20 protein-coding genes and 1 rRNA gene are annotated in these 24,087 nt (G+C 45.0%); 9 read left to right on the top strand and 12 right to left on the bottom strand.

Annotated elements, in window-relative coordinates; genetic code table 11:
• The first annotated feature begins 316 nt into the window (after positions 1 to 316).
• Both QT998_RS17145 and QT998_RS17140 read left to right on the top strand, forming a co-directional pair.
• Positions 317 to 673 carry a zinc ribbon domain-containing protein gene (locus QT998_RS17145; protein ID WP_333088660.1) on the top strand — a complete coding sequence of 119 codons (357 nt, stop codon included), beginning with the start codon at positions 317 to 319 and terminating at the stop codon, positions 671 to 673.
• A gap of 117 nt (positions 674 to 790) precedes the next feature.
• On the top strand, positions 791 to 1,615 hold the full coding sequence (locus QT998_RS17140; RefSeq protein WP_333088661.1) for an NAD-dependent epimerase/dehydratase family protein: 825 nt from the start codon (positions 791 to 793) through the stop codon (positions 1,613 to 1,615).
• Positions 1,616 to 1,748: 133 nt separating this feature from the next.
• Here the strand turns inward: QT998_RS17140 and QT998_RS17135 are convergent, their stop codons facing one another.
• Genes QT998_RS17135 through QT998_RS17125 form a run of 3 tightly spaced genes read right to left on the bottom strand, consistent with a single transcriptional unit; the run spans position 1,749 to position 4,090 of the window.
• The gene (locus tag QT998_RS17135) at positions 1,749 to 2,174 is read right to left on the bottom strand and encodes a hypothetical protein (protein WP_333088662.1); all 426 of its coding nucleotides are present in this window, start codon (positions 2,172 to 2,174) and stop codon (positions 1,749 to 1,751) included.
• Between the two features lie 50 nt (positions 2,175 to 2,224).
• Entirely contained in the window at positions 2,225 to 2,875 is a 651-nt protein-coding gene (locus QT998_RS17130) for a response regulator transcription factor (protein ID WP_333088664.1), read from the bottom strand.
• Positions 2,876 to 2,893: 18 nt separating this feature from the next.
• On the bottom strand, positions 2,894 to 4,090 hold the full coding sequence (locus QT998_RS17125; protein ID WP_333088666.1) for a sensor histidine kinase: 1,197 nt from the start codon (positions 4,088 to 4,090) through the stop codon (positions 2,894 to 2,896).
• Between the two features lie 441 nt (positions 4,091 to 4,531).
• Between QT998_RS17125 and QT998_RS17120 the strand changes: the two genes are divergently transcribed.
• The 4 genes from QT998_RS17120 (at position 4,532) to QT998_RS17105 (ending at position 13,988) form a co-directional block, all read left to right on the top strand.
• Complete coding sequence (locus QT998_RS17120; protein ID WP_194071190.1) at positions 4,532 to 4,912, top strand: hypothetical protein; 381 nt, start codon at positions 4,532 to 4,534, stop codon at positions 4,910 to 4,912.
• A gap of 360 nt (positions 4,913 to 5,272) precedes the next feature.
• Positions 5,273 to 7,207, top strand: a complete 1,935-nt coding sequence (locus QT998_RS17115; RefSeq protein WP_333115894.1) for an efflux RND transporter periplasmic adaptor subunit — start codon at positions 5,273 to 5,275, stop codon at positions 7,205 to 7,207.
• Between the two features lie 376 nt (positions 7,208 to 7,583).
• Positions 7,584 to 10,727 carry an efflux RND transporter permease subunit gene (locus QT998_RS17110; protein WP_333115891.1) on the top strand — a complete coding sequence of 1,048 codons (3,144 nt, stop codon included), beginning with the start codon at positions 7,584 to 7,586 and terminating at the stop codon, positions 10,725 to 10,727.
• Between the two features lie 114 nt (positions 10,728 to 10,841).
• Positions 10,842 to 13,988 (top strand): efflux RND transporter permease subunit, encoded by a 3,147-nt coding sequence (locus QT998_RS17105; protein ID WP_333115888.1) that lies wholly within the window; start codon positions 10,842 to 10,844, stop codon positions 13,986 to 13,988.
• Between the two features lie 224 nt (positions 13,989 to 14,212).
• On the opposite strand, the gene QT998_RS17100 is transcribed toward QT998_RS17105, so the two are convergent.
• From QT998_RS17100 to sufB, 6 genes are all read right to left on the bottom strand, one after another.
• Complete coding sequence (locus tag QT998_RS17100) at positions 14,213 to 14,854, bottom strand: Uma2 family endonuclease (RefSeq protein ID WP_333088677.1); 642 nt, start codon at positions 14,852 to 14,854, stop codon at positions 14,213 to 14,215.
• 133 nt (positions 14,855 to 14,987) lie between these two features.
• A complete protein-coding gene (locus QT998_RS17095; protein ID WP_333218083.1) occupies positions 14,988 to 15,980 on the bottom strand; it encodes a hypothetical protein in 993 nt (330 codons plus the stop codon).
• A 78-nt stretch (positions 15,981 to 16,058) separates the two neighbouring features.
• Positions 16,059 to 17,309, bottom strand: a complete 1,251-nt coding sequence (locus QT998_RS17090) for a SufS family cysteine desulfurase (protein ID WP_333115882.1) — start codon at positions 17,307 to 17,309, stop codon at positions 16,059 to 16,061.
• Between the two features lie 201 nt (positions 17,310 to 17,510).
• Positions 17,511 to 18,851, bottom strand: a complete 1,341-nt coding sequence (sufD, locus tag QT998_RS17085) for a Fe-S cluster assembly protein SufD (protein ID WP_333115880.1) — start codon at positions 18,849 to 18,851, stop codon at positions 17,511 to 17,513.
• The gene (gene sufC / locus QT998_RS17080) at positions 18,848 to 19,639 is read right to left on the bottom strand and encodes a Fe-S cluster assembly ATPase SufC (protein WP_333088680.1); all 792 of its coding nucleotides are present in this window, start codon (positions 19,637 to 19,639) and stop codon (positions 18,848 to 18,850) included. Before sufC ends, sufD begins: the two co-directional genes overlap by 4 nt.
• Positions 19,640 to 19,881: 242 nt before the next feature.
• Positions 19,882 to 21,321: a Fe-S cluster assembly protein SufB gene (gene sufB, locus QT998_RS17075; protein WP_333115878.1), complete on the bottom strand. Its 1,440-nt coding sequence runs from the start codon at positions 21,319 to 21,321 to the stop codon at positions 19,882 to 19,884.
• Positions 21,322 to 21,508: 187 nt separating this feature from the next.
• On the opposite strand from sufB, the gene sufR reads away from it, so the two are divergent.
• The 3 genes from sufR to rrf all read left to right on the top strand — a co-directional run bounded on the left by sufR (position 21,509) and on the right by rrf (position 23,104).
• On the top strand, positions 21,509 to 22,264 hold the full coding sequence (gene sufR, locus QT998_RS17070) for an iron-sulfur cluster biosynthesis transcriptional regulator SufR (RefSeq protein ID WP_333088832.1): 756 nt from the start codon (positions 21,509 to 21,511) through the stop codon (positions 22,262 to 22,264).
• Between the two features lie 71 nt (positions 22,265 to 22,335).
• Positions 22,336 to 22,743, top strand: a complete 408-nt coding sequence (locus tag QT998_RS17065; protein ID WP_333115876.1) for a hypothetical protein — start codon at positions 22,336 to 22,338, stop codon at positions 22,741 to 22,743.
• 244 nt (positions 22,744 to 22,987) lie between these two features.
• Positions 22,988 to 23,104, top strand: a 5S ribosomal RNA gene (gene rrf, locus QT998_RS17060).
• A gap of 54 nt (positions 23,105 to 23,158) precedes the next feature.
• Here rrf and QT998_RS17055 read toward each other — a convergent pair.
• The 3 genes from QT998_RS17055 to QT998_RS17045 all read right to left on the bottom strand — a co-directional run bounded on the left by QT998_RS17055 (position 23,159) and on the right by QT998_RS17045 (position 24,077).
• Positions 23,159 to 23,353, bottom strand: coding sequence for a hypothetical protein (locus QT998_RS17055; RefSeq protein WP_333088683.1), 195 nt, complete (start codon positions 23,351 to 23,353; stop codon positions 23,159 to 23,161).
• 3 nt (positions 23,354 to 23,356) lie between these two features.
• On the bottom strand, positions 23,357 to 23,830 hold the full coding sequence (locus QT998_RS17050; protein WP_333115874.1) for a type II toxin-antitoxin system VapC family toxin: 474 nt from the start codon (positions 23,828 to 23,830) through the stop codon (positions 23,357 to 23,359).
• 73 nt (positions 23,831 to 23,903) lie between these two features.
• Positions 23,904 to 24,077: a hypothetical protein gene (locus QT998_RS17045; protein WP_333218081.1), complete on the bottom strand. Its 174-nt coding sequence runs from the start codon at positions 24,075 to 24,077 to the stop codon at positions 23,904 to 23,906.
• Positions 24,078 to 24,087 lie beyond the last annotated feature (10 nt).

The following is a 24,087-nucleotide window of genomic DNA, read 5'->3' as shown; positions in this document are numbered from 1 at the left end:
TAAATCCTCGCTGGTGAGTAGATGAATAAACTTGAAAACTAGAATTTGTTATTTGGGTGCAGTCTGAAATTGACGATCGCTCTTTTGACTGCATTTAGGGAAGTCTTGCAGGCATTTGCTAACCGTCGATCGAGCGATCGCGCGAGACGATTTCACGGTAGGGTACTTTTGGGCTCGGTATCGATCGCATCCGGGAGCAACAGCACAGGGTTAATAATATAGCTGATTTCGTGTTTCAACAACCGTTAAAAATAGTAAATTTTATTTTTTGGGCTTGAACATTTAGTAATGTTGAGCTATAATACTGGCTGTTACCGTGCAATTAATAATTTTAGTAGTAGCCAACGAGATTTTTAGTATGCCTGTCTACGATTATTTTTGTTCAAAAAACAACCAGCAGTTAGAAGTTTCGCACAGCATGAATCTGGAAGTTTCGACTTGGGGCCAACTGTGCGAGTTGGCTAAGTGCGAACCCGGAGACACCCCCGCCGATGCTCCGGTGCGCCGTTTGCTGAGCGCTCCAAGGTTGATGAAGCCGACATCCGACACCGATTATAAAAATTCTGGTTTCAGCAAGTACGTGAAGCGGGATGAAGGAGTTTATGAAAATGTCACGGCTAAGGATGGTGAAAGCCGTATTGTGAATCGAGAAGGTAAGCCGCTTAAAAACTGAAAAATCCCAACTAATCCAGTTTGTAATGATGGCTTCAGGTGCGATCGTTCTGACTGACTAATCGATCGCCAAAATCGGTAATAATTTGAGATGGAATGATACAAGGGAGAATTTTTGATGAAAGTGGCGATCGTCGGCTGTGGCTATGTCGGTACTGCGACAGCCCAATATTTACGCGCTAAACCCGATTGTACCGTGACGGCGACAACTACGACGGCGAGCCGAGTCAGTGAATTGGAGGCTGTCGCCCAGCGGGTAGCTGTAGTTAAGGGAAATGATGCAAGTGCGATCGCCAGTTTACTGCAAGACCAAGATGCTGTTATGCTGTGCGTCGGCGCTCCAAATGCTAGTGCTTATCGAGAAAGTTACTTAGAGACGGCGACAACTTTGGTATCAGTTTTACAGCAAGTACCGACAGTCAAGCAGGTGATTTATACGGGTACTTATTCTGTGTATGGCGATCGACAAGGTAAACTTGTAAACGAAGAATCGCCCGTGGAGCCAGCCAATCCCAACGGTGAAATTCTCGCCGAAACAGAACGAATTTTATTAGCAGCATCGAGTCCAAATCTTCACACCTGCATTCTTCGTTTGGGTGGCATTTACGGGCCCGGGCGAGAATTAGTTAAAATCTTTGGAGGCTGGGCTGGAACCACTCGTCCGGGTAGGGGGGAAGATGGTACAAATTGGGTACATCGAGATGATGTTGTTGGGGGATTAACCTTTGCTTTGGACAATCGATTGCAGGGAATTTACAATTTAGTTGGGGATGTATCGCTGTCGAGTCGCGAATTGCTCGATCGCATTTTTGAACGTCACAATCTGCCAAAAGCTACTTGGGATGGAAGTCCTAGCGTGCGGCCTTATAATGCGAAGGTGTCGAATCAAAAGATTAAGGCTGCTGGTTATCAATTCACCCATCCTGAAATTAGAGAGTATTAAATGCAGTCATTAAGCACACATTAAACACAATTGCATTCAGGCGATCGCTCTTTTTTCAATTATCTGCGTCAATCAGCGTTTATCTGCTGGAAATCTGCGGTTAACAGATCGAATATTTGTACAAAAAGCTAGCTTATTGCGTATGTTTGGCGATCGCTTTTGCTACAGATATAAGCTGATCCTGAGTTAAATCATCCCCAGGATTTGCCACGGGGCCCCAGTTTGTATAACGAGTCGATCGGCCTGCACCTACTTCCGCAAAGACTCGAATAGATTCTAAGTTGCCGCGAGTCATTTCAAAATAAGTATAGGTAGCTCCCCAACACAGATATTTGTTAGTAATTCCTCCGATTCTTCCACTACCTAAATCCAGAGTTTTTACCAGCGGCACAGAAACAGTAGTTTGACAACTTTTGTCATAATAAGAATAAGCTACCGGAGCATTTTCATTGTATTTATAGTTGGTTGCAAATGTTGCTAATTCTGAGGGAGTCATCGCCAAACCAGGGGTGGTGGCAGACAGAAAAACAATTGCAGTAGTTAATAGTTTGGAAAGCATCGCATTTCAATATTTTAATTATAGAAACCATCATACATTACTATAAGGTCTCATGAGATTTTGGGATTAAATAGTGAATGAGCTAATAGCGCCGCTTGAGTTCGATCGCGCAAATTCAATCTACTCAAAATATTTGTTACATAGTTTTTGACTGTATTTTCTGACAAAAATAAGGTTTGAGCAATTTCTCGGTTATTTGCACCTGAAGCTATTAAACACAATACTTCTAATTCTCGGGGAGTGAGTTGCTCTAATTCTGGTGGCAAAACCGCCGGAGAATTAGTTACCGCAGGTGTCATCAGGGCTTTTTCAAACAATCCGGGGCCTAGTTGGGTGTGTCCTTTATAAACAGCGCGAATTGCTAGGGCTAATTCGTCGGGTTCGGTGTCTTTTAGTAGGTAGCCTTTGGCACCCATTCGCATTGCTTTGCTGACATATTCATCGTCGTCAAAGGTGGTTAGTACCAGGACTTTTGTGTCGGGATAGGATTTGGCGATCGCCTCGGTTGCTGCTACGCCGTCCATCACGGGCATCCGAATGTCCATCAATACGATGTCGGGTGCTAAACTTGGGATTTGGGCGATCGCCCGCTGTCCGTTTTCTGCTTCACCGATTACTTGCATATCTGAATTGGACTCTAACATACTTTTGAGTCCTTGACGAATAATATGCTGATCGTCTACTAGCAATATTCTAATCATATTATCAACTTATCAACCCTAAATATTTTGAGAAGGCAAAGAAACTGAAATTCGGCAACCGTTTTCTGACTCGCTATAAATGGCAAATTGACCGCTCAGCGCCGCCACTCGTTCTCGCATTCCTTGCATTCCAAATCCTGTAGTATTCTGGGCCGGATCGAAGCCTTTGCCGTTGTCAGAAATCGACAAATGAATCAGTCCGGCGTGTTGCTGCAATTTAACTATGACGAGCGTTGCTTGGGCGTGTTTGTGAATATTGGTCAGCGATTCTTGCACAATACGGTAAAGCGTGATATTCATTTCTTGAGATAAACTAACAGGTAAGTTAATTGAGTCAGAAATTTCGCTACCAGTCATGCACTTAAAGTCTTGGAGCAGTTTGTTAATCGCACTTTCGAGCGATAATCCCTGCAAAGGATTCGATCGCAATACAGAAACAGATTTGCGAATTTCTAACAATGCTTCTGAACCGAGTTGTTTGGCTTGTTTCAGAAATCCCAGGGCTTTTTCATCCTCAGAATTCCAGAACAATAGGGCGTTATTGAGCTGAATTGTTTGAGCTGCAAGGGTGTGTCCCAATCCGTCGTGGATGTCGCGAGCAATGCGGTTGCGTTCCTGCAATGTTGCTTGATCTTCTATTCGCAGTGCGTAGTGGCGCAGTTGCTGGTGAGTCACCGCTAGTTTATCGTGGGCAATTTCTAATTCCTCTCGGCTTTGACGTTCGGCAATTAAGGCATTGATTAATAGCAAGGCAAATACTAAGGTCAACCCAAATAATAACACGTTGCTCAACCGCCATTCCCAAACTGTGGAAATGACTTTTTCTGGTAAAATTGGTTTGAACAACAGCAGCGAAGTATAGGACACCATTGCTAAACTTAAGACTGCTATCTGTCCGGGCTGCCGGAAAATTAGGCAACTCCGCATCAGCAAAACGAGAAACAGCAAAAAGCTCGATCTGCTGGATAATCCTTGTTGGACTATTGGTAGGAAAATTAATCCAAATTCGAGGGCGGTGAATAAAACTTTTTTGCGTAAGTTAACTGTTGGTAAACGCAGCCCGATGATGCCGAAAAGTGCGATCGCCCCCACGCGCCATATTAGCGACTGCAGCGACTGAAACTGATGCAGCATTTCTATCACTGCGGCCGTCGCTAGCAGCAGCCACTCCAAATAAAGCAACAAACGAAAGGACGGATAGTTTAGCCGAATCATAGAACTTTTTCCCATCAATATCTGAAGCGATTCAAGCAATCGCAATGATTTAATTATAGATGGTATTTTGGAGTCAAAAAACATATTATTCCCCCTATGGTGAAGGAAGTTCGTCACCGGATGTCATGGATGGATGTTGAAGGAATTGGTAATTGATAATTGGTAATTGGTAATTGGGCAATTCTCCCCCTCTCCCACTCTCCCACTCTCCCCCTCTCTCACTCTCCCCCTCTCCCATTCCCCCTTTTGCTATAACAGCTTAGCGAAGGTGCGATCGATTGCGTTAGAGCCTTTGTGGCTGATTTTGGGGTTTGGGACTAGGAAAAAAGTCACAAGTGCTATGTGCTTTTTGACTGGTTAGATTAGGAGTATTGCGTGATGCGCTGGCTGGTTTAAGCTTCTAAGATTTGTAGGTGAAGATTAATTTACAGAAAGTCAATCATGAAAAGAAATACCATCGCAGCAGCATTTATCCTCGCCGGCACCATCTTGGTAGGTAGTTTGTCTGGTTGTATGCCATCCAACGCTTCTAATGTCACCAAATCTAACGCGGTGGCGGCAAATGCAGCAACTTCAGGACAACCGAAGCTTTCTCCTGCTCAACGCGCCCAGAAACGCGACGAACTTCGCAAACAAGTCGAAGCGGTGCTAACTCCCGAGCAGGTGAAACAGTTGGACTCCAAAATCAAGGGAGGCGAAAAAATGCGGAAAGCTCTTAACGAGCTAAACCTCAGTGCTGAGCAAAAAACCCAAGTTAAGGGGATTCTCCAGGCTGCTTATCCTCGCTCGCAAAATGGGCAGTCTGGAGCTAAAGCTAAGTAAATGATCTAAGAACAAGTTTTGTTCGTTTTCAGTTTTTGTATGGTGTGTCAGGGGTTTAATGTTTTCAGTAATTGCTAACTTTTGGGTCTGACGCACCCTATAATAAACTTGAATTTCATAAATGTTTGAGTAATAGGTTAACCGCCTATCGAGGCAGATCAAGACCGATTTACTCAGATAAATTCAAGATACCAAAGGGAATTCTACTGAAAATCTAATAACTGCTATGAAGAGTGATATTGTGTCCGGTGGATTGAGCGCACTACGAACTTCAACAGTGCACTAAATTCCGCCCTGCCAAACGTTTTTTTGCGCTCATCGACGGGACATGAGATGAGGGCTATTGTTAAGAGGTTTGTGATGATAGAAGAAATTATTAGTGACAGTCGAAATGGCACTCGCCCTAAAGTTTCTGATGAAAATTTGAAGCTGAACGAGGAACCGACGCAGAATTTGGAAATTGTTGATAAAATTCCGAATGACACTGTTCCTGAAGTGGCTCTGGAATCTCCAAGTTTGCCGGAAAGCGAGCCTACAAATAATATTTTAGCAAAAGAACCGAAGCCTCAAAAGGTGCTGGCGAAAGGGCGAATTGCGATGTTTTTGCTGGGGTTGTTGTTGCTTGGTGGTTTGGGATTTTTGGTTTGGCAACGGGCGATCGCCCCTAAACCGGAAAAAGCGAGTCGTCGCGGTGGTAAAATGCAAATAACTCCGGTTCTGGTGGCGACGGCGACTAAAAAAACTGTACCGATTCAGTTACAGGCGATCGGTACTGTGCAATCTGGTGCTACTGTTTCGGTGACTGCACAGGCTAGCGGGCGGGTGACGAGAGTTTATTTTAAGAAAGGGCAAGAAGTTAAGAAAGGACAGTTGCTTTTCTCGATCGACGATCGCTCTCAAAATGCTTCGATCCAACAAGCTCAGGGTATCGTAGCAAAAGACCGGGCCCAGGTGCAACAAGCGACGGCTAATCTTGCTAAAGATCAGGGAATTGTCGAACAAGCTAGGGCGACTTTGGATAAAGATAGAGGAATTGTCGAACAAGCTAAAGCGACTCTGCAAAAAGATCGGGGTGTTGTCGAACAAGCCAAAATGACTCTGGCGAAAGATAAGGGAGTTGTTGAACAGGCGAAAATGACTTTGGAAAAAGACTTAGGTGCGGTTAAGCAGGCGATCGCAACTTTAGCAAAAGATCGAGCGCAAGCCGAGTATGCCGAAGCTCAAAGTCAACGTTACGCAGAGCTCTACAAACAAGGAGTAATTAGTCAAGATCAAGCGCAACAATACGCTACCAGCAGTCGAGCTGCGGCGGCAACGGTGGAGCTTGACAAACAGGCGATCGCCAATGCAGAAACGGCGGTAAAGAGCGATCGCATTGGCATCACAAATACGGAGGCTGTCGTCAACGGTGACTCCGTGGCGATCGCAAATGCTGAAACTGCGGTGAAGAGCGATTTGGTGGGAATTGAGAACGCTCAGACGGCGGTGAAGAGCGATTTAGTGGGGATTGACAATGCTCGGGCTGTTGTTGATGGCGATCGATCGGCGATCGAGGGTGCTCAAGCTAGTGTCAGCGCCGACGGCGGTAGTTTGCAAAACGCTCAGGTGCAATCATCCTATACTAAAGTGTTTGCGCCGATCGACGGACGCGCCGGCAATATCCTAGTCACAGAAGGCAATGTAGTGCAACCAAGCACAGACAAACCCTTAGTCACAATCTCGAAAATCAATCCTATTCAAGTTGCCTTTTCTGTTCCCGAATCCAACCTTCCAGACATCCAAAAATACGTAGAAAATGGCAAGCTAAAAGTTGAGGTCACCTTTGCCGGCAACAATCGCCCAATATCAGGAACCTTGTCATTTGTCAACAACACGGTTGATAATTCCACAGGCTCTATTCAACTGATTGGCGATTTTAATAACGCCGATGGGAAACTATTTCCCGGTCAATTTGTCAATACTACCTTAACATTATCTCAACAGCCAAATGCAATTGTAGTTCCCTCCCAAGCAGTACAAACCGGGCCGAACGGACAGTTTGTATTTGTCGCCCAAGACGACGATACAGTAGACAATGTGCCTGTAGTTGTGGGAAATACGATCGGCGGATTAAGTGTCATCAAAAAAGGTGTGGATGCTGGTGATGATGTTGTCACCGACGGACAAGCTAATCTGGTTGATGGTAGCAAGATTCGGATTAAAGATGCAGAGGACGATCGAGATAATTCTGAGTCTAGTAAAGGTGATAAGTCAGACACATCAGGGGATAAAAAATCTGGCGCTGACTCCCATTAGTCGGGAAATAAGTCAGGTAAATCGCGAAATAATCCGTAGGGCGATCGAGTTTAGATTTTGGATGTGACGATGGGCTCTAGATCCCCCCTAGCCCCCCTTAAGAAAGGGGGAACCGGAAGCGAGCAAAGTTCGCCTTGTTAAGGGAAGAATCAGAATCTTTCAAAGTCCCCCTTCTTAAGGGAGATTTAGGGGGATCGAGACTCAGGAAAAAACGAAATTCATCACAGGAAGCGCTCAAAGCCCCCTTTTTGACGTGAAAATCGGAAGCATTCAAAGTCCCCCTTCTTAAGGTGGATTTAGGGGATAGAGACTCAGGAAAAAACGAAATATACCAAATGAATGCAATTTTATTTTGATCTTAAACTGGTGTAACTAAATGAATTTATCAGAACCATTTATTCGTCGTCCAATTATGACCACATTGGTGATGGCGGCAATTATAATTTTTGGTTGGATGAGTTATCGCTTGCTACCCATTAGCGATTTACCCAACGTCGATTATCCCACAATTCAAGTTAGCGCTTCCCGCCCCGGTGCTAGCCCGGAAACGATGGCCGCATCGGTAGCGCGCCCCCTAGAAAAGCAATTTTCGAGTATTGCGGGACTCGATACGCTGACTTCTACCAGTACCAGCGGTAAAACTCAAATTACCCTGCAATTCAATCTCAGTCATAATATTGATGATGCGGCGCAAGATGTCGAATCGGCAATTTCTTCAGCCTCGGGCCAAATGCCTAATGATTTGCCAAATCCGCCGACTTACAGCAAAGTCAATCCCGCCGACGGGCCAATTCTTTACCTTTATCTTACTTCGCCAACTTTGCCGCTTTCTGAGGTTGATAGTTACGCGCAAAGTTATCTCGCGCAAAAGCTTTCGACAATCAACGGTGTGGCGCAAGTGCAGATTTACGGTTCTCAAAAATATGCGGCCCGAATTCAACTCGATCCGCAACAGTTAGCAGCGCGGCAAATTGGCATAGATAAAGTGCAAACTGCTATCCAACAAGGCAATGTTAATTTACCTACAGGAAGCCTTTCGGGAAGTTATAAAAACTTTGCGGTGCAAACTAATGGACAACTGAAAGATGCTGCTGCATTCCGCCGTTTAATTGTGACATATAAAAACGGACAGCCTGTTTATCTCGAACAATTAGGGCGAGTGGTTGACAGTGTAGAAAATACTCAACTTGCTAGTTGGTACAATAACGATCGCGCAATTATCCTCACGATTCAGAGACAGCCGGGCACGAATACCGTAGAAGTGGTAGATACGATTCAAAAATTGCTACCCAATTTGAGAACTCAGATTCCAAGTTCGATCGCGGTTGGGGTGATGTACGATGCGTCTCAATCGATTCGCGAGTCGGTGGATGATGTGCGGTTTACCCTCGTTTTGACGATCGCCCTTGTCATCTTAGTAATTTTCGTATTTTTACGCAATCTTTCTGCCACAGTCATTCCCAGTTTAGCGCTACCGGTATCGCTGATCGGCACCTTCGGTATCATGCACTTGTTCGACTACTCCCTCGACAACTTGTCAATGATGGCCCTGACGCTATCTGTGGGCTTTGTAGTCGATGATGCGATCGTCATGCTCGAAAACATCGTCCGCCACATCGAAGCCGGAGAAAGCCCGCGAGAAGCCGCGCTAAACGGCTCTAGCGAAATCGGTTTTACGATTTTATCGATGACGCTTTCCTTGGTGGCGGTGTTTATTCCGATGTTATTTATGAGCGAGTTGTTGGGGCGCTTGTTTCATGAATTTGCCGTCACAATTGCGGTTTCTATTTTAGTCTCCGGCTTTGTTTCTTTGACTTTGACACCGATGTTGTGCAGCCGTTTTTTGCGCCCGGTAAATCACGAAAATCAAAGCCGGCTTTATCGAGCTTCTGAGTACGTATTCGATCGAATTTTAAGCCTGTACGATTGGAGTCTCAAAATAGCCTTAAAATATCACCGCACCACGATGATTTTATCATTAGCAATGGTGTTCGTTACAGTTGGATTATTTATTGTAGTTCCCAAAGGCTTTATTCCCAGCCAAGATACGGGACAAATTACCGGAATTACCCAAGCCGCCCAAGATGCCTCTTTTGATGAATTATCTCGCCACCAGCAAGCGGTTGTCAGTGCGATTCGCCAAGATCCAAACGTGGAAGCAGTAAACTCGAATATCGGGGCCGGTTCGAGCGCCAATGGCGGCGGGGCTGCGGTTGCGGGGAATTCCGGCAGCTTGTTTGTGCGCCTCAAACCGATCTCGCAGCGGCAGATGGGTGCCGACGAAATTGTGCAGAGTTTGCGATCGCAATTAGCCGAAATTCCAGGCATTCAAGTCTTCCTGCAAAATCCTCCAGCAATCCCGCTGGGCACTCAACAAAGCACGGGATTGTACCAACTGGCGCTGCAAAGTTCGGATGTTTTACCGCTGCGTAAATACGTACCGCAACTAATTGAAAAAATGAAAGCAATGCCGGAAATTCAGGATGTTAACAGCGATTTGCAGATGACTGCTCAAATCAAAATTGATATCGATCGCGACAAAGCCTCAGCATTAGGAATTACGGCTAGTCAAATCGAAAACACCCTGAGAAATGCCTACGGCGCTTACCAAGTTTCGACGATTTACGGTGCGAGTAACGAGTATCAAGTTATTTTGGAACTAGAACCAAAGTATCAAAAAGATCCGAATGCTTTGATGCAGCTTTACATCAGTACAGCGGGTAATTCTAGCGATGCTTCTGGGGGTGAAACCCAGGTGCCGCTAGCAACGGTTGCCAAAATTTCTCTAGGAGTTGCACCGTTAATTGTCAACCACGTCGGTAGGATGAATGCTGCGACAATTTCCTACAACCTCGCGCCTGGGGTGGCGCTGGGAAATGCAAATAGCGCGATCGACCAAATCATCAAATCGCTGATTCCTGAGAGCATTTCCACCAATTATAAGGGCGCGAGTCAAGTATTTCAGAGTTCGCTACCTAGTTTGGGGATGTTGTTGGCGATCGCAATTTTGGTCATCTATTTAATCCTCGGCATTTTGTACGAAGATTTCATCCATCCGATTACAATTTTGTCGGGATTACCTTCGGCGGGATTTGGGGCGTTATTAACATTAATGTTGTTTGGAGTCGAACTCAACGTTTATTCATTCATCGGTATCATCTTGCTAGTAGGAATTGTCAAGAAAAATGGGATTATGATGGTCGATTTTGCGATCGAAGCCCAGCGCATAGATGGCAAAAAACCGGCGGAAGCAATCTATCAAGCCTGCTTAGTGCGTTTCCGACCAATTATGATGACTACAATGGCGGCATTAATGGGCACATTACCAATTGCGTTGGGAGTTGGTGCAGGTTCAGAATCTCGCCGCCCGTTAGGTATTGCAGTTGTCGGCGGACTGTTATTTTCACAAGTTTTGACGCTGTATCTAACGCCCGTATTTTACATCTACATGGAATCGTGGCGAAAGAAACTCAGAGAGGTTAAGTTTGGGCAAGTATTTTCATTTAAAGGAGAGCGGTGAAAATAACCTTGTCCTAGGGTGCGTCGCCATGAGATTGTTGATATTTATTTAAATGTTTTTTTGACGCACCATACAACTTTTTCCCTCTTCCTTCTTCCTTCTTCCTTCATAATTATGAACCTATCAGAAATCTTTATCCGCCGCCCCGTAATGACTACCTTAGTCACAGTCGGCATTTTAATCTTCGGTTTAATGAGTTATTTTCTGCTACCAATTAGCGCCTTGCCGCACGTAGAATATCCCTTTGTCAGCGTCTCCGCCAGCTTACCCGGTGCAACGCCAGAAACCATGTCATCCTCCGTCGCCGCACCGCTAGAAAGGCAGTTTACAGAAATAGCAGGGCTAAATTCTTTTAACTCTACAAGTTCCACCGGTAGCGCCAGAATTTCCCTACAATTCGACTTCAGCCGCAGCGTCAATTCTGCTGCTAAAGACGTACAAGCTGCGATCGCCGCCGCCGCAGGTTCATTGCCCGCTGGAATGACCAAAGCGCCCAGCTACCGCAAGGTTAACCCTTCTGTTTCGCCAATTCTCTACCTCTATTTGTACTCAAAAACCCTATCCATTGCAGCAGTAGACGAAGCCGCAGAAGTGACGGTGGCCCAACCAATTTCGGCGATAGATGGTGTGGCGCAAGTGCAGGTTTACGGGCAGAAAGAATATGCCGTGCGGATTCAACTCGATCCGCGAGAATTGACTGCGAGGGGAATCGGATTAGATCAAATTAGAACCGCCATTACTCAAGGAAATGTTAACTTACCAACTGGCAGCCTTTCTGGCGATAAAAAAAGCTATTTAATTCAGGTAAACGGTCAATTAAATACTGCTGCAGAATATCGATCGCTGATCGTTGCTTACAAAAATAGCGCAGCAGTGCGGCTGCAAGATTTAGGCAATGTCCTTGATGACGTGCAGAACAACAAAGTGTTGAATTTGTACAGCGATAGACAAGTCAACAATCAACCTGCAATCTTGCTTGCAGTGCAGCCTCAACCCGATGCAAATACCGTTGATATTGTCGATGCGGTAGTGCGAATGTTACCTTCACTAAAACAACAAATTCCCCAATCGATCGAAATGGGAATTATGTACGATCGTTCTCAATCTATTCGGGCTTCTGTAGACGATGTGAAGTTCTCCTTAATGTTGTCGGTGTGTCTGGTTGTCTTAGTAATTTTTATCTTTTTACGGAACATCACAGCGACGCTAATTCCGAGTTTAGCTTTGCCTGTGGCGATTATTGGCACCTTTGCTGTGATGTATCAGTTGGGATACTCGTTAGATAACTTGTCGCTGATGGCGCTGACGCTTTCAGTGGGGTTTGTGGTGGATGATGCGATCGTAGTTCTGGAAAATATTGTCCGCCACCAAGAAATGGGAGAAGCACCCCTAGAAGCAGCATTAAAAGGCTCGAAAGAAATTGGTTTTACTATTCTTTCGATGACGCTTTCATTGGTGGCAGTGTTTATTCCTCTGATGTTTATGAGTGGATTAATCGGTAGATTGTTTCACGAATTTGCTGTAACTATTGCTGTAGCAATTTTGGTGTCGGGCTTTGTATCTCTGAGCCTGACACCGATGTTGTGCAGTCGATTTCTTAAATCTCCGTCCCACCACCAAAAAAACAACCGCTTCTACCGCTTCTGGGAGCGGGGATTTGAGCTACTTTTGCAAGGATATGAATGGACGCTTAAACCTGTTTTGAAATACCGTTTTTTAACGCTGATTGTTTCGGTTGTTCTCCTGGTATTTACGGCTTATTTGTTTGTTTTAGTTCCGAAAGGTTTTATTCCGACTGAAGACACCGGACAATTGATGGCTAACACGAAAGGAGCGCAAGATATTTCGTTTGATGATATGATGATTCACCAACAACAAATTGTTGATATCCTTCGGAAAGATCCAAATATTGCAGCGTTGAATTCAACTGTAGGTGCGAGTGGCCCGAACGCATCGGCGAATAACGGACGGATTACAATTAGGCTCAAACCGATCTCGCAACGCCGCCTCAGTGCGGATGAAATTATCCAAAAACTAACTCCGAAATTGCGCGGAATTCCTGGCATTCAAGCTTTTTTGCGTTCTCCGGCTGCAATTCCGATTGGCGGTCAACAAACGAATTCGCAATATCAGTTTACGGTGCAAAGTTTAGATTTGCAAGCGCTGCGTCAAGCGGTGCCGGCATTGTTAGCTAAAGTTAAAACGCTGCCGGGATTGCGCGGTGTCGATAGCGATTTGCAATTGAGCACGCCTCAGCTTGAGGTTAAAGTCGATCGCGCTAAAGCAGCAATTGTCGGTGTTAGCCCGCAACAAGTGCAGAAAACCCTCAGCGCTGCTTACGCTTCAGGACAGGTTTCGACGATTTATACTCCCAACAATCAATTTACGGTTGTGTTGGAATTAAAGCCTGAGTTTCAGCGCGATCCGAGTGCTTTGTCGATGCTGTACGTGCGATCGAATACCGGACAAATGATCTCGTTAAGTGCGATCGCAAATATCACCCAAACAGTCGGCCCGCTCACAGTCAATCACCTAAGCGGATTGCCTTCTGCTACAATCTCTTTTGATACGCTTCCAGGCACATCGCTGAGTCAAGCAACCGCCGCGATTGAGAAAGTTGCCCAGGAAGTTTTGCCGCCGTCAGTAACAACAAGTTTTCAAGGTTCAGCCCAGGTATTCAACCAATCATTTAACGATTTAGGTTGGTTGTTAGTGGTTTCAATTTTAGTAATTTATCTAATTCTCGGCATTTTATACGAGGATTTTATTCACCCGCTGACCATTTTATCAGGTTTACCATCAGCCGGATTTGGTGCGCTGTTAACTCTGGTAATTTTTGGGGTGGAATTGAATCTGTATTCGTTTATCGGGATTATTTTGCTGGTGGGAATTGTCAAGAAAAATGGGATTATGCTGGTGGATTTTGCGATCGAGAAACAGCGACAAGACAGCAGCCACAGCGCCTTTGATGCCATTTACGAAGCTTGTGTCGTGCGCTTCCGCCCGATTATGATGACGACAATGGCAGCATTAATTGGCACTTTGCCGATCGCCCTGGGCGTGGGTAGCGGTTCGGAATCGCGCCGCCCGTTGGGAATTGCGATCGTCGGCGGATTGCTGTTTTCGCAAATTTTAACCCTGTATTTGACTCCAGTCTTTTACATTTATATGGAAGGGTTGAGAAAACGGTTAGGTAATCCCAAAATTAAGCTTTCTGAATTCTTTTGGCGTCCTAAAACTCGATCTGAGAGGCGAAATTAAGAGGTGATTTAACCGCAGATGAACGCGGATAGACGCAAATGAAGAAAGGGAGCATCTGGTGTTTTGCATTTAATAGTGCGAGCGTCCCCGCTCGCGTATCGTATAATACGCGAGCGGGGACGCTCGCACTATAAGAAAAAAATGCTTTTTACAAAAATGAGATGCGGATAGTCAGAAAGGGCGATCGTTATTTATCTGTAAGATTTTTGTAGTTAAAATTCATCCTACAACTTCTCTATTTTTCCTTTAACCCAATTTCTAAAGGATTTCAGCAAAGCCATTTCTCCCATAGTTTGAGTGCGAGTAAAAAACCCAGCCATTTCCGCTACAGATACAAAGGGAAAAGCAATACTAAAGTCGCACTCAACATATTCTGTCTCTACCAACTGATAAAATTTCAAAACTCGTCCATTATATAGCCAGAGTTCCTGGACGCGAAGTGCTGAATAAATTGCCAACTTATTAATTGAACTGCTGGTAATATCTATTTCAATTGCTAAATCCGGCGGGGGTGCAGTTTCTAAATCTAGTTCTTGCCTGTCTCTGACTGCTGGTTCGTTTTGGATATAATAGCAATTATCAGGTTCTATGCCTTTTTTAGCCCGTTCTCGCTTGAGAGTCATTGAGCCAGCACTTTTGATTTCAATGCCTAGTTCTTCTGCTAAAATAAAAATGAAGCGGTCAGACTTAATCTTGGGATTTTCATGTTCGTATAAAGGACTCATAATTTCCAACATCCCGTTATCATAAGCTATGCGATAACCTCGGCTATCGCCTATTTCTTTGAGCAAGGTTTCAAAGGTTGACCAGCTAATATTTTCTAGCAGTGTTCTCTGTTCGGCTAAACTTGAAGTAGTAGCAATCATCTCAAAATCTCCTTGAGTTGAGCAAACTATAGTTTTATTGTACCACAGGCAATTTTGACGATTGCAAAAATCCCAGGAATAGATGGATCGGGGCGAGCGCTCTTTTTTGACCGCAGATTATAAAAGGCGATCGCTAGATTAAATAGTTATCTCTATAGCGCTCCTGTGCCATTTGTCGTGCTTCAAATTCATTCCATTGCTGGATAGGTCGTAAAGTTTCTACAGTTGTCAATTCATCGGGAATTGGTGTACCTATTATTTGATTGATTACTTCGGCTATTACCCGACAACAGCTTTGTGGCCAACAGACTACTTGCTCCTCAGCAAATCTAATGACTATCCATCCTTTTTCTAAAAATAGTTGATGGCGCTGATTTTCTTGGACAAGCACTTCGTAATTTTTAGGCTCCCCGGTTTCATAGTGATAAGGTTTATCAATTGTTATATCAATACGTAAATTTGTTAATTTATCAAAATAAGAAATTTCTATGCAGTAAGGTTGATAGGAGTGGGATTTGTGGATGATTAAATTGTTATAAACTTTATCTTGAAATAATTGCTGTAAATTCTTATAAAATTTAGTTTCAAGCCACTGACACTTTGTACTGACAATTATACCTTCGGGAGGGACGGTTTTTATGATAATGTCTTTAATTATCTGATACCGATACTGTTTTATTTTTTCCGGTTTTTGGGATTCGGCCATCTGCCGCTTATGCTGAATCTCACGTTTTTTCCATTCTGCTAACAGACGTTGATAATCCCGCATTTCTTGCTCGTAGTTATTAAGCATTCGTAAGTAATACATTTGTTGTCGCCCGAAGTTTAAGGCAGTAACCAAAATTTCACCTACAGAAATATAGAAAGTGATGACAATATTTCTACTGACAATCAGAGCAATAGTTGTAAAAGGAATAATTAATGGAAGAGCTTTATAGACAAACAAAAATATATCAATTGGTTTGGGCTTATAAGTGGGAGGTAAAGGTTTTGGCTCACTAAATTTCCATGTGAATGGAACTGCCTCCAGTGCTTGCATAACAGGATCGGGCAAGAGGATAATAGGATATTTATTCATATTTTTTAGTGGTTGTATTATTAAACTATAATACTCAACTATTTTCACGAGATATTCCGCTCGGCAAAGGCAAACAATATTCTAACCAGGTGGGCAAATGCCCACCTTATCAACTTACCCCATCATCTAACCGAAAAAGTCGATCGTCTCTTTCAACGCTTTCACAAACACATCAATCTCCTCGCGAGTATTGTAAAAATACAAACTCGCCCGCGCCGTAGATGAAATATTCAAATAGCGGTGCAAAGCTTGCGTGCAGTGATGCCCGGAACGAATCGCGACTCCCTCCTGGTCTAACATGGTAGACAAGTCTTGAGGGTGAATTTCTCCCGCAGTAAATGCCGCCAAAGCTGCCCTACCTTCGCCGTTGCTGTCCGGTTGCGGCCCGTAAATTTTAATCTGTGGAATTTGTCGCAATTGTTGGAACAGATAAGCCGTCAATTCGGCTTCGCAGGCGTGAATCTTATCCATGCCAATGTTATTAAGATAATCGATTGCGGCACCAAGGGCGATCGCCTCTCCGATTGCCGGAGTGCCCGCCTCAAATTTGTGCGGCAAATCGGCATAGGTAGAATATTCGAGAAACACATCAGCAATCATCTCGCCACCGCCAAAAAACGGAGGCATTTCTCTCAATAAATCCAGTTTCCCGTACAAAAAACCGATGCCAGTCGGAGCGCACATTTTATGACCGGAAGCCACCAGCCAATCGCAATCCATTGCTTGCACATCTACTACCATGTGCGGCACGCTTTGGCAAGCATCAATTAAAACTTTTGCGCCGAAACTGTGGGCAATTTCGCAGATTTCTTTAACCGGATTGATACAACCCAAAGTATTAGAAACGTGAACTACAGACACCAACTTAGTTTTATTTGAAATCAGCGTTTTAAACTGTTCCAAATCAAACTCCTGAGTCTCCGCCAACTCAACAAACTTCAGCACCGCGCCAGTTTTTTGAGCAATCATTTGCCAAGGCACCAGATTGCTGTGGTGTTCCATCACCGACAGGATGATTTCATCTCCGGCTTGCAGATTGTTTAAACCCCAAGAATAAGCAACCAAATTAATCGCTTCGGTGGCGTTGCGAGTGTAAACAATTTCTTGTCGCGAAGCCGCATTGATAAACGCTGCAACTTTATCTCTCGCACCTTCGTAAGCATCAGTCGCTTTAGCGCTGAGAGAGTGAGCGCCGCGGTGCACGTTAGCATTGTATTGTTCGTAGTAATCGCGCCAAGCGTTGAGTACAGCTAAGGGTTTTTGAGAAGTAGCTGCATTGTCTAAATAAACTAGCGGTTTCCCGTGGACTTTTTCATTCAAAATTGGGAAGTCTGCGCGAACTTTTGAGGCTAAGGTTTTTTCTTGAATAAGTGTCATATTTTTTGAAGTTAGTATTGTTGTGAAACTCGCTTATAGGGCGTATTGTTGAATCGGGAGATCCCCCTAAATCCCCCTTAATAAGGGGAGTAGGGGTTGACTTTGAGAAAGCTCTTGTTCCCCCCTTATTAAGGGGGGCTAGGCGGGATCTCCGGCTTTGATTGCGACAATAAAACATCACCCAGCCTGTTGCTAATTCCTTTATTCTTGCACAGCCACACAAGTAGAAAGCATTTTCGCCACCCCAATAATCGGCAACATATTGAGAATTTCCGCCGCAAAAGCATCAATCAACAAATAGCGACTTCTTTCCAAATCCAAACCGCGACTTTGCAAGTAGAAAAGCTCATCATCTTCTAATTGGCTGACAGTTGCACCGTGGGAACATTTAACGTTATCCGCCACAATTTCTAACTGCGGTTTGGTATCGATGCGCGCCCTCGGCGACAGCAACAAATTCCGGCTCAACTGTCCGGCATCTGTCAATTGTGCGGCTTTGCGAACGAAAACTTTGCCGTTAAATACTGCGCGAGCTTTGTTACCAACAATGCACTTGTGCAATTGCCTACTTGTACCGTGAGGATGATTGAAATCAATTAGACTGTGAGTGTCTGCTAACTGTTCGCCAAAGGCTACGGTTAAGCCGTTTAAATTTGTTTCCGTGCCTTCGCCGCCTTGAAACACTTCTAAATTGTGGCGCGATATTTTGCCGCCCAAGCTGATAGCATGACAAGTATAACTGCTGTTGCGCGATTGCTCGATCGCACTTTTGCCAATATGAACCACATTCAAAGTTTCCCGCTGCAGCCTAACGTGGTTCACCGTGGCGTTTTCGCCCACAAAAACATCCGTCACAGCATTCGTAAAAGCGGGTAAATTACCGATTGTGGTGTAATCCTCAATCAGTGTAACTTTGCTGCCAGCCTCAGCTATGATTGAGCAGTGCGGCTGACACATCGTCGCAGATGCACCTGGTGCGGTGAGGAACAGCAAGTGAATCGGCATTTCGACGGACACATTGGCCGGCACGAACACCACCGCAGAATCTGCTAAACCCGCAGTATTCAGCGCTGTAAACACTTCCGTTGGCTGGCTGTGCTTGCTCAAAACATCGGTAATGCGCGATCGATATTTTTCGGGTACATTAGATAAATTACCTGCATAAAAGTCCGACAAATTCGGCAAAACCGCCGACTCCACCGTTGACAAATCCGGCGCATAAAAACCGTTGACAAATACCAATCTTAACGGTAAATCCTCCCGATTCTTCACAGGCATAACAATATCAGCCAGCTTAACCGTTGACTGATAGCTTTGCGGTACATGAAAAGGAACTTGCAACATCGACGACAAATCAGTAAAGCGCCACTCCTCATCCCTCACCGTCGGAAAACTTGCAGCAAGCACGTATTCAGTCGCCGCATCCCGCAAATCCTGCAACCCGTAAGCCGAATCTTTGCTATTAGCAACCTCCAACTTGCTGCACTGATTAACCAAATCAGCCAAAAACATTTCCCTAGTAGCAACTTGCGTATTTATCATCGCGCCCCAACTCCTGCTGCTTCCTCTTCCACAACCCAATCATAACCGCGTTCTTCCAATTCCAGCGCCAACTCTTTCGGGCCAGTCAAGATAATTCTGCCCGCTTCCATGACATGAATAAAATCAGGAATAATGTAATTGAGCAACCGCTGATAGTGAGTAATCACCAACATCGAATTTTCAGCAGTTGACAACTGATTCACACCGCCGGCGACTATCTTGAGAGCATCGATATCCAAACCCGAATCAGTCTCATCCAAAATAGCTAACTTCGGTTCCAACAGCGCCATTTGCAAAATCTCGTTGCGCTTTTTTTCGCCCCCAGAAAAACCCTCATTGACGCTGCGGCTCAAAAAAGCCGGATTCATCTTCACAACATCCAGCTTATCCTCGATTAAATCTTGGAAATCAAAAGCATCCAACTCTTCCAATCCCCGATGTTTGCGGTGAGAATTGTAAGCCACGCGCAAGAAATCCACATTACTAACGCCCGGAATTTCCAAAGGATATTGGAAAGCCAAAAATATGCCAGCCAAAGAACGTTCTTCCGGCGGTAATTCCAGCAAATTTTGTCCCAAAAATGTAACTTCTCCACCTGTCACTGTATAAGCAGGATGGCCAGCTAATATTTTGGACAAAGTGCTTTTACCTGAACCGTTGGGGCCCATAATCGCGTGAATTTCACCCGATTTAATTTCCAGATTCAAACCCTTAAGAATTTGGGTATCATCCACATTCGCAGTTAAATCGCGGACGGATAACACCACTTGACTATTTTCAACAATCATCTTTTTTTTTCCTTTGCCTCAATGCAGTTTACAGTTTTTTCTTCTCGTTCTTCTCGTTCCTAGGCTCTGCCTAGGAATGCGTGTGGCGAGGCTCTGCCTCGTTGGAAACGGGAGAGAGAAACGTGAGGCAGAGCCTCTAGATATGCGTTACCAGGCAGAGCCTGGTAACGAGGGTTTCTCGCCCGCCAAAATATTTTCTTCCTTCTTCCTTCTTCCTTCTTCCTTCTATCCGACACTTCCTTCTATCCCACACTTCCTTCCAGCTTCAGACTCAACAACTTATCAGCTTCCGCCGCAAATTCCATCGGTAACTGATTGAAAACATCTTTACAGAAACCGCTAATCATCATCGAAATAGCATTTTCTGCGGAAATTCCCCGCTGTGCGAAGAAGAACAATTGCTCTTCCCCAATCTTAGAAGTAGAAGCTTCGTGTTCGACTTTAGCAGTGTGGTTCTGCACTTGAATATAAGGGAAAGTATTCGCTTGAGCATTGTCGCCAATCAGCATCGAATCGCACTGAGAGTAATTGCGAGCGCCCTTAGCATTCGGCCCCATTTTTACCAATCCGCGATAGCTGTTTGCAGAATTCCCCGCCGAAATTCCCTTAGAAATAATCGTGCTGCGAGTATTTTTGCCGACGTGGATCATTTTGGTGCCGGTGTCAGCTTGCTGCTTGTTATTTGTCAGGGCTACTGAGTAGAATTCGCCCACGGAGTTGTCGCCGACTAAGACGCAACTGGGATATTTCCAAGTAATCGCGGAACCTGTTTCTACTTGTGTCCAAGAAATCTTGGAATTGACTCCTTGACACAAACCGCGCTTTGTCACAAAGTTGTAAATTCCGCCTTTACCGTTCGCGTCGCCGGCGTACCAGTTTTGGACTGTTGAGTATTTGATGTCGGCATTGTCCATTGTTACCAATTCCACGACGGCGGCGTGCAGTTGGTTGGTGTCAAACATCGGCGCGGTGCAGCCTTCTAGGTAAGACACGGAACTGTTTTCTTCTGCAATAATTAGTGTGCGCTCGAACTGGCCGGAATCTTCGTTGTTGATGCGGAAATAGGTTGACAATTCCATCGGGCATTTTACGCCTTTGGGAATGTAAACGAAGGAACCATCGGTGAATACGGCGGAGTTGAGGGCTGCAAAAAAGTTGTCGCCGACTGGTACGACTGTGCCAAGATATTTTTCGATTAGTTCGGGATAATCTTTGATGGCTTCTGTGATGGAACAGAAGATAACGCCGTCTTTGGCTAGTTTTTCTCTAAAGGTTGTGGCAATTGAAACGCTGTCGAAAACAACATCGACGGCGACATTTCCCAGTCGTCTTTGTTCGGATAGGGGAATTCCTAATTTCTCGAAGGTTTCTAATAGTGTCGGATCAACTTCGTCCAAACTGTTGAGCTTTTTGGGCTTTTGTTTGGGGGCGGAGTAGTAGATAATGTTTTGGTAGTCGATCGCGGGATAGTTGACATGAGGCCAGGTAGGCTCGGTCATTGTCAGCCACTTCCGGTATGCTTTGAGGCGGAATTGCAGCATGAATTCCGGTTCGTTTTTCTTGGAGGAAATCAGGCGGACTACATCTTCGCTCAAGCCGCGGGCGATGGTGTCCGACTCGATGTCGGTAACGAAACCGTATTTATAGGGCTGGTTGACTAGGGTTGTGACTGTAGAGCTCATGAATTTTGCGCTTTCGAGTGTTCTGGATAAGTCTCTCAAAGATGGCAGACGCTTGAACTGTCCGGGGCCCGGCTAGTTCTGGGGGCTGCTTGGGGAAGTTAAACAACAAGTTTGTTGCTTTAGTATATTTTAAGCTACATTAACAACAGCGATCTTGTCAAAGTCAAATTAATAATTTTTTGTGAAGATGGAGACCACTCAGCAGACTTCCACGAAACAGGACATCCTGCAATATTTGCTCAAGGGGGGTCAGGGGACGGCTCTTGAGTTGGCGGAGTCTTTGGAGATGAGCCCGCAGGCGATTCGCCGTCATTTGAAGGATTTGGAGGCGGAGGGGCTGATTCGGTATCAGTCGGTTCAGGCTGGTATGGGGCGGCCGCAGCACATTTATGAGCTTACCAGTCTGGGGCGCGATCGCTTCCCGAATCGTTACGGCGATTTTGCTGTGTCTTTCTTGGATACTTTGGCGGAAACCGTCGGCCGCGAGCAAGTGATTAGTATCCTGCGAAAACAGTGGCAGCGCAAGGCTACGGACTATCGGCGGCTGGTGGGTTCGGGTTCGCTGCAAGAGCGGGTGACTAAGTTGGTGGAACTCCGCAGGGCTGAAGGTTATATGGCTGAGTGTTATCCTGTAGAATCTGTAGGTGTGGAAATGTGCGATCGCGATGTTAAGGGCGATCGATTTGTGTTGATGGAACACAACTGTGCTATTTCTAATGTGGCGGAAACTTTTCCGAGTGTTTGCGGCAATGAGTTGGAAATGTTTGCGGGGGTTTTGCCAGATTGTATTGTGGAGCGGACTCACTGGATTATTGATGGGGAACACCGCTGCGGTTATTTGATTGCTAGGAAGGAAGTTCGGCAGCGGATGAGTGTAACGGATTTAACGGATGTCGGTTCGGCAACGGATTTGGTAACGGATGTCACCGATGTCACCGATTAGCAATAACAAATAACAAATAACAAATAACAAATAACTAATAACTAATAACTAATAACAAATAACTAATAACTATGGAACCGCTAGCAGATTTTTTAAAGCCGGAAGAGTGCGCGGAAGTTGATAGGGCGCTGCTGTCGTCGAAGGAAAAGTTTTCGACTCGGTTGGCAATTTATGGTTTGAGGGTGCTCAAGCAAATTGCTGGGGAGACTGGTTTGCCGATAACTGAGGTGTCTAACCAGCAGGTGATGGATTGGATTAAGAATGATGAGAGCATTCAACGGTCGATTCAAGTTGATGCTAGTTTTGAAAACTTTTTTACTAATTTGGTGGTGGCGTCTTTGCGACCGTTGAAGCAAATTGCGGCAGAATCTGAAAGTGCGATCGAACAATTAACAGTTAAGCAGGTTGTGGCGTGGTTTGTAAAGGACGGGAAGGTTCGCCGAGAGCAGGGAACGGATGCGGCGTTTTTGGATTTGTGATTGGGCTGACGCGCTCAGACTCCCAGAAACCGGGTTTTTTCGGAATCTGTCGCCTGCAACGAAATATTTTCATAATAAACCCGGTTTCTCGCCTCTCATCGGACTCCATGACATCATCGAAAAACAAATTTTGACAAAGGGGTTGACAAACTGGGGAAAGCTTGCTAAGGTAATTAAGTCGAGCGAAAGAGATGCAGGGCATCAAACTAAACGCAGACACAGGATTCAAAGTTTTCAAAGCTTTCCTGGTGCTTATGATGTAATGGAACCACTCCGATCCATCCCGAACTCGGTTGTTAAACGTTGCTATGGCGAAGATACTCGGCGGGTCACTGCCCGGTAAAATAGCTCGGTGCCAGGTTAATAATAAATTAAAGCTCTTTTCCCGCAACAACGGAAAGGAGCTTTAGTTTTTTTACAGAATATTTTTACCTCGTCCGCTCCAACGCCCTGTTAGAACGCGCTTTGGTGGCAATTTCACAACTTCTCTGCCGCTTTCAGCTTGTTTCTTCTGCAAGTCTGCAAATATTGCCTCCAAGTCATAATTGAAAGACTTGGCATACTCTTCACGAATTTTGTGAATTTCTTCTACGATTTCATCTTGCAACATAAATTAATTTCCTAGTAGTTCATAGGGCGTACAAAGAATCGGCAACTCGTATCCGAAATCAAAACTGATTTCTGCAAGTTTTCCCTGGATTTGAGCGTTTGCGATATGCTTACAATTCCAGGTTAACAGGTAATCCAAGCCGTGAACGGTGGCTGCGGCAATGTGAATTGCATCGATATCTGCTTTAGGGGGAAGATTGCTGCGTGCAAGAAATTGTGCGGCTAACTCTCGGACAGCTTGATTTAATTCTAGCAATGGAACACCGCGAAGGAGTTCCATACGTTGAACCGCAATTTCTGTGTCTCCTTGTGCTACCTCGTTTAGGACAGCCTGTGAGATGTACATTGTAAAAGCACTGCGGCGATACTCCCACCAATCTTTTGTTACCTCGATATTGGCAGCCAGGATTAGGTTTTTGGTCGATCGAGCTGTTAGGTAGCCCAAGATGCTGGTTTCAATGTAGAGGGTTTCGCTCATAGGGGATAGGTTGATAGCCTCTTCATTTTAAACCCAACCATTCCTCGTTGTAAAACTTCTGCATCGCATAGGATCATAGTTCTAAACCTTGTTGCCGATACTTATTGAGTAGGAGTTGCTGATATTCGCTCTTCGGCTGATTAGTCATTACTTCCAAGCGATCGACCTCCTCGAACCATTTTGCCCAAGCTTTGGCAATATCGTCTGGGATTTTGGGTTCAGCTATTCTATTTTGGTGCTTGTGCATCACAAAGCAG

The sequence above is a fragment of the Microcoleus sp. S1D4 genome (assembly GCF_036700765.1).
Classification (GTDB): Bacteria; Cyanobacteriota; Cyanobacteriia; order Cyanobacteriales; family Microcoleaceae; genus Microcoleus.
The sequence above is the reverse complement of the archived record's forward strand: the minus strand, read 5'-3'. Positions and strand labels throughout refer to the sequence as shown.

Excerpts from the sequence above, each read along its gene's own strand:
- sufR (WP_333088832.1), top strand. The coding sequence starts at position 21,509 with ATGGAGACCACTCAGCAGACTTCCACGAAACAGGACATCCTGCAATAT.
- QT998_RS17120 (WP_194071190.1), top strand. The coding sequence starts at position 4,532 with ATGAAAAGAAATACCATCGCAGCAGCATTTATCCTCGCCGGCACCATC.
- QT998_RS17105 (WP_333115888.1), top strand. The coding sequence starts at position 10,842 with ATGAACCTATCAGAAATCTTTATCCGCCGCCCCGTAATGACTACCTTA.
- QT998_RS17130 (WP_333088664.1), bottom strand. The coding sequence starts at position 2,875 with ATGATTAGAATATTGCTAGTAGACGATCAGCATATTATTCGTCAAGGA.
- QT998_RS17055 (WP_333088683.1), bottom strand. The coding sequence starts at position 23,353 with ATGTTGCAAGATGAAATCGTAGAAGAAATTCACAAAATTCGTGAAGAG.
- sufD (WP_333115880.1), bottom strand. The coding sequence starts at position 18,851 with ATGATAAATACGCAAGTTGCTACTAGGGAAATGTTTTTGGCTGATTTG.
- QT998_RS17125 (WP_333088666.1), bottom strand. The coding sequence starts at position 4,090 with ATGATTCGGCTAAACTATCCGTCCTTTCGTTTGTTGCTTTATTTGGAG.
- QT998_RS17110 (WP_333115891.1), top strand. The coding sequence starts at position 7,584 with ATGAATTTATCAGAACCATTTATTCGTCGTCCAATTATGACCACATTG.
- QT998_RS17135 (WP_333088662.1), bottom strand. The coding sequence starts at position 2,174 with ATGCTTTCCAAACTATTAACTACTGCAATTGTTTTTCTGTCTGCCACC.
- QT998_RS17045 (WP_333218081.1), bottom strand. The coding sequence starts at position 24,077 with ATGCACAAGCACCAAAATAGAATAGCTGAACCCAAAATCCCAGACGAT.
- QT998_RS17090 (WP_333115882.1), bottom strand. The coding sequence starts at position 17,309 with ATGACACTTATTCAAGAAAAAACCTTAGCCTCAAAAGTTCGCGCAGAC.
- QT998_RS17050 (WP_333115874.1), bottom strand. The coding sequence starts at position 23,830 with ATGAGCGAAACCCTCTACATTGAAACCAGCATCTTGGGCTACCTAACA.
- sufC (WP_333088680.1), bottom strand. The coding sequence starts at position 19,639 with ATGATTGTTGAAAATAGTCAAGTGGTGTTATCCGTCCGCGATTTAACT.
- QT998_RS17140 (WP_333088661.1), top strand. The coding sequence starts at position 791 with ATGAAAGTGGCGATCGTCGGCTGTGGCTATGTCGGTACTGCGACAGCC.
- sufB (WP_333115878.1), bottom strand. The coding sequence starts at position 21,321 with ATGAGCTCTACAGTCACAACCCTAGTCAACCAGCCCTATAAATACGGT.
- QT998_RS17100 (WP_333088677.1), bottom strand. The coding sequence starts at position 14,854 with ATGATTGCTACTACTTCAAGTTTAGCCGAACAGAGAACACTGCTAGAA.
- QT998_RS17115 (WP_333115894.1), top strand. The coding sequence starts at position 5,273 with ATGATAGAAGAAATTATTAGTGACAGTCGAAATGGCACTCGCCCTAAA.
- QT998_RS17065 (WP_333115876.1), top strand. The coding sequence starts at position 22,336 with ATGGAACCGCTAGCAGATTTTTTAAAGCCGGAAGAGTGCGCGGAAGTT.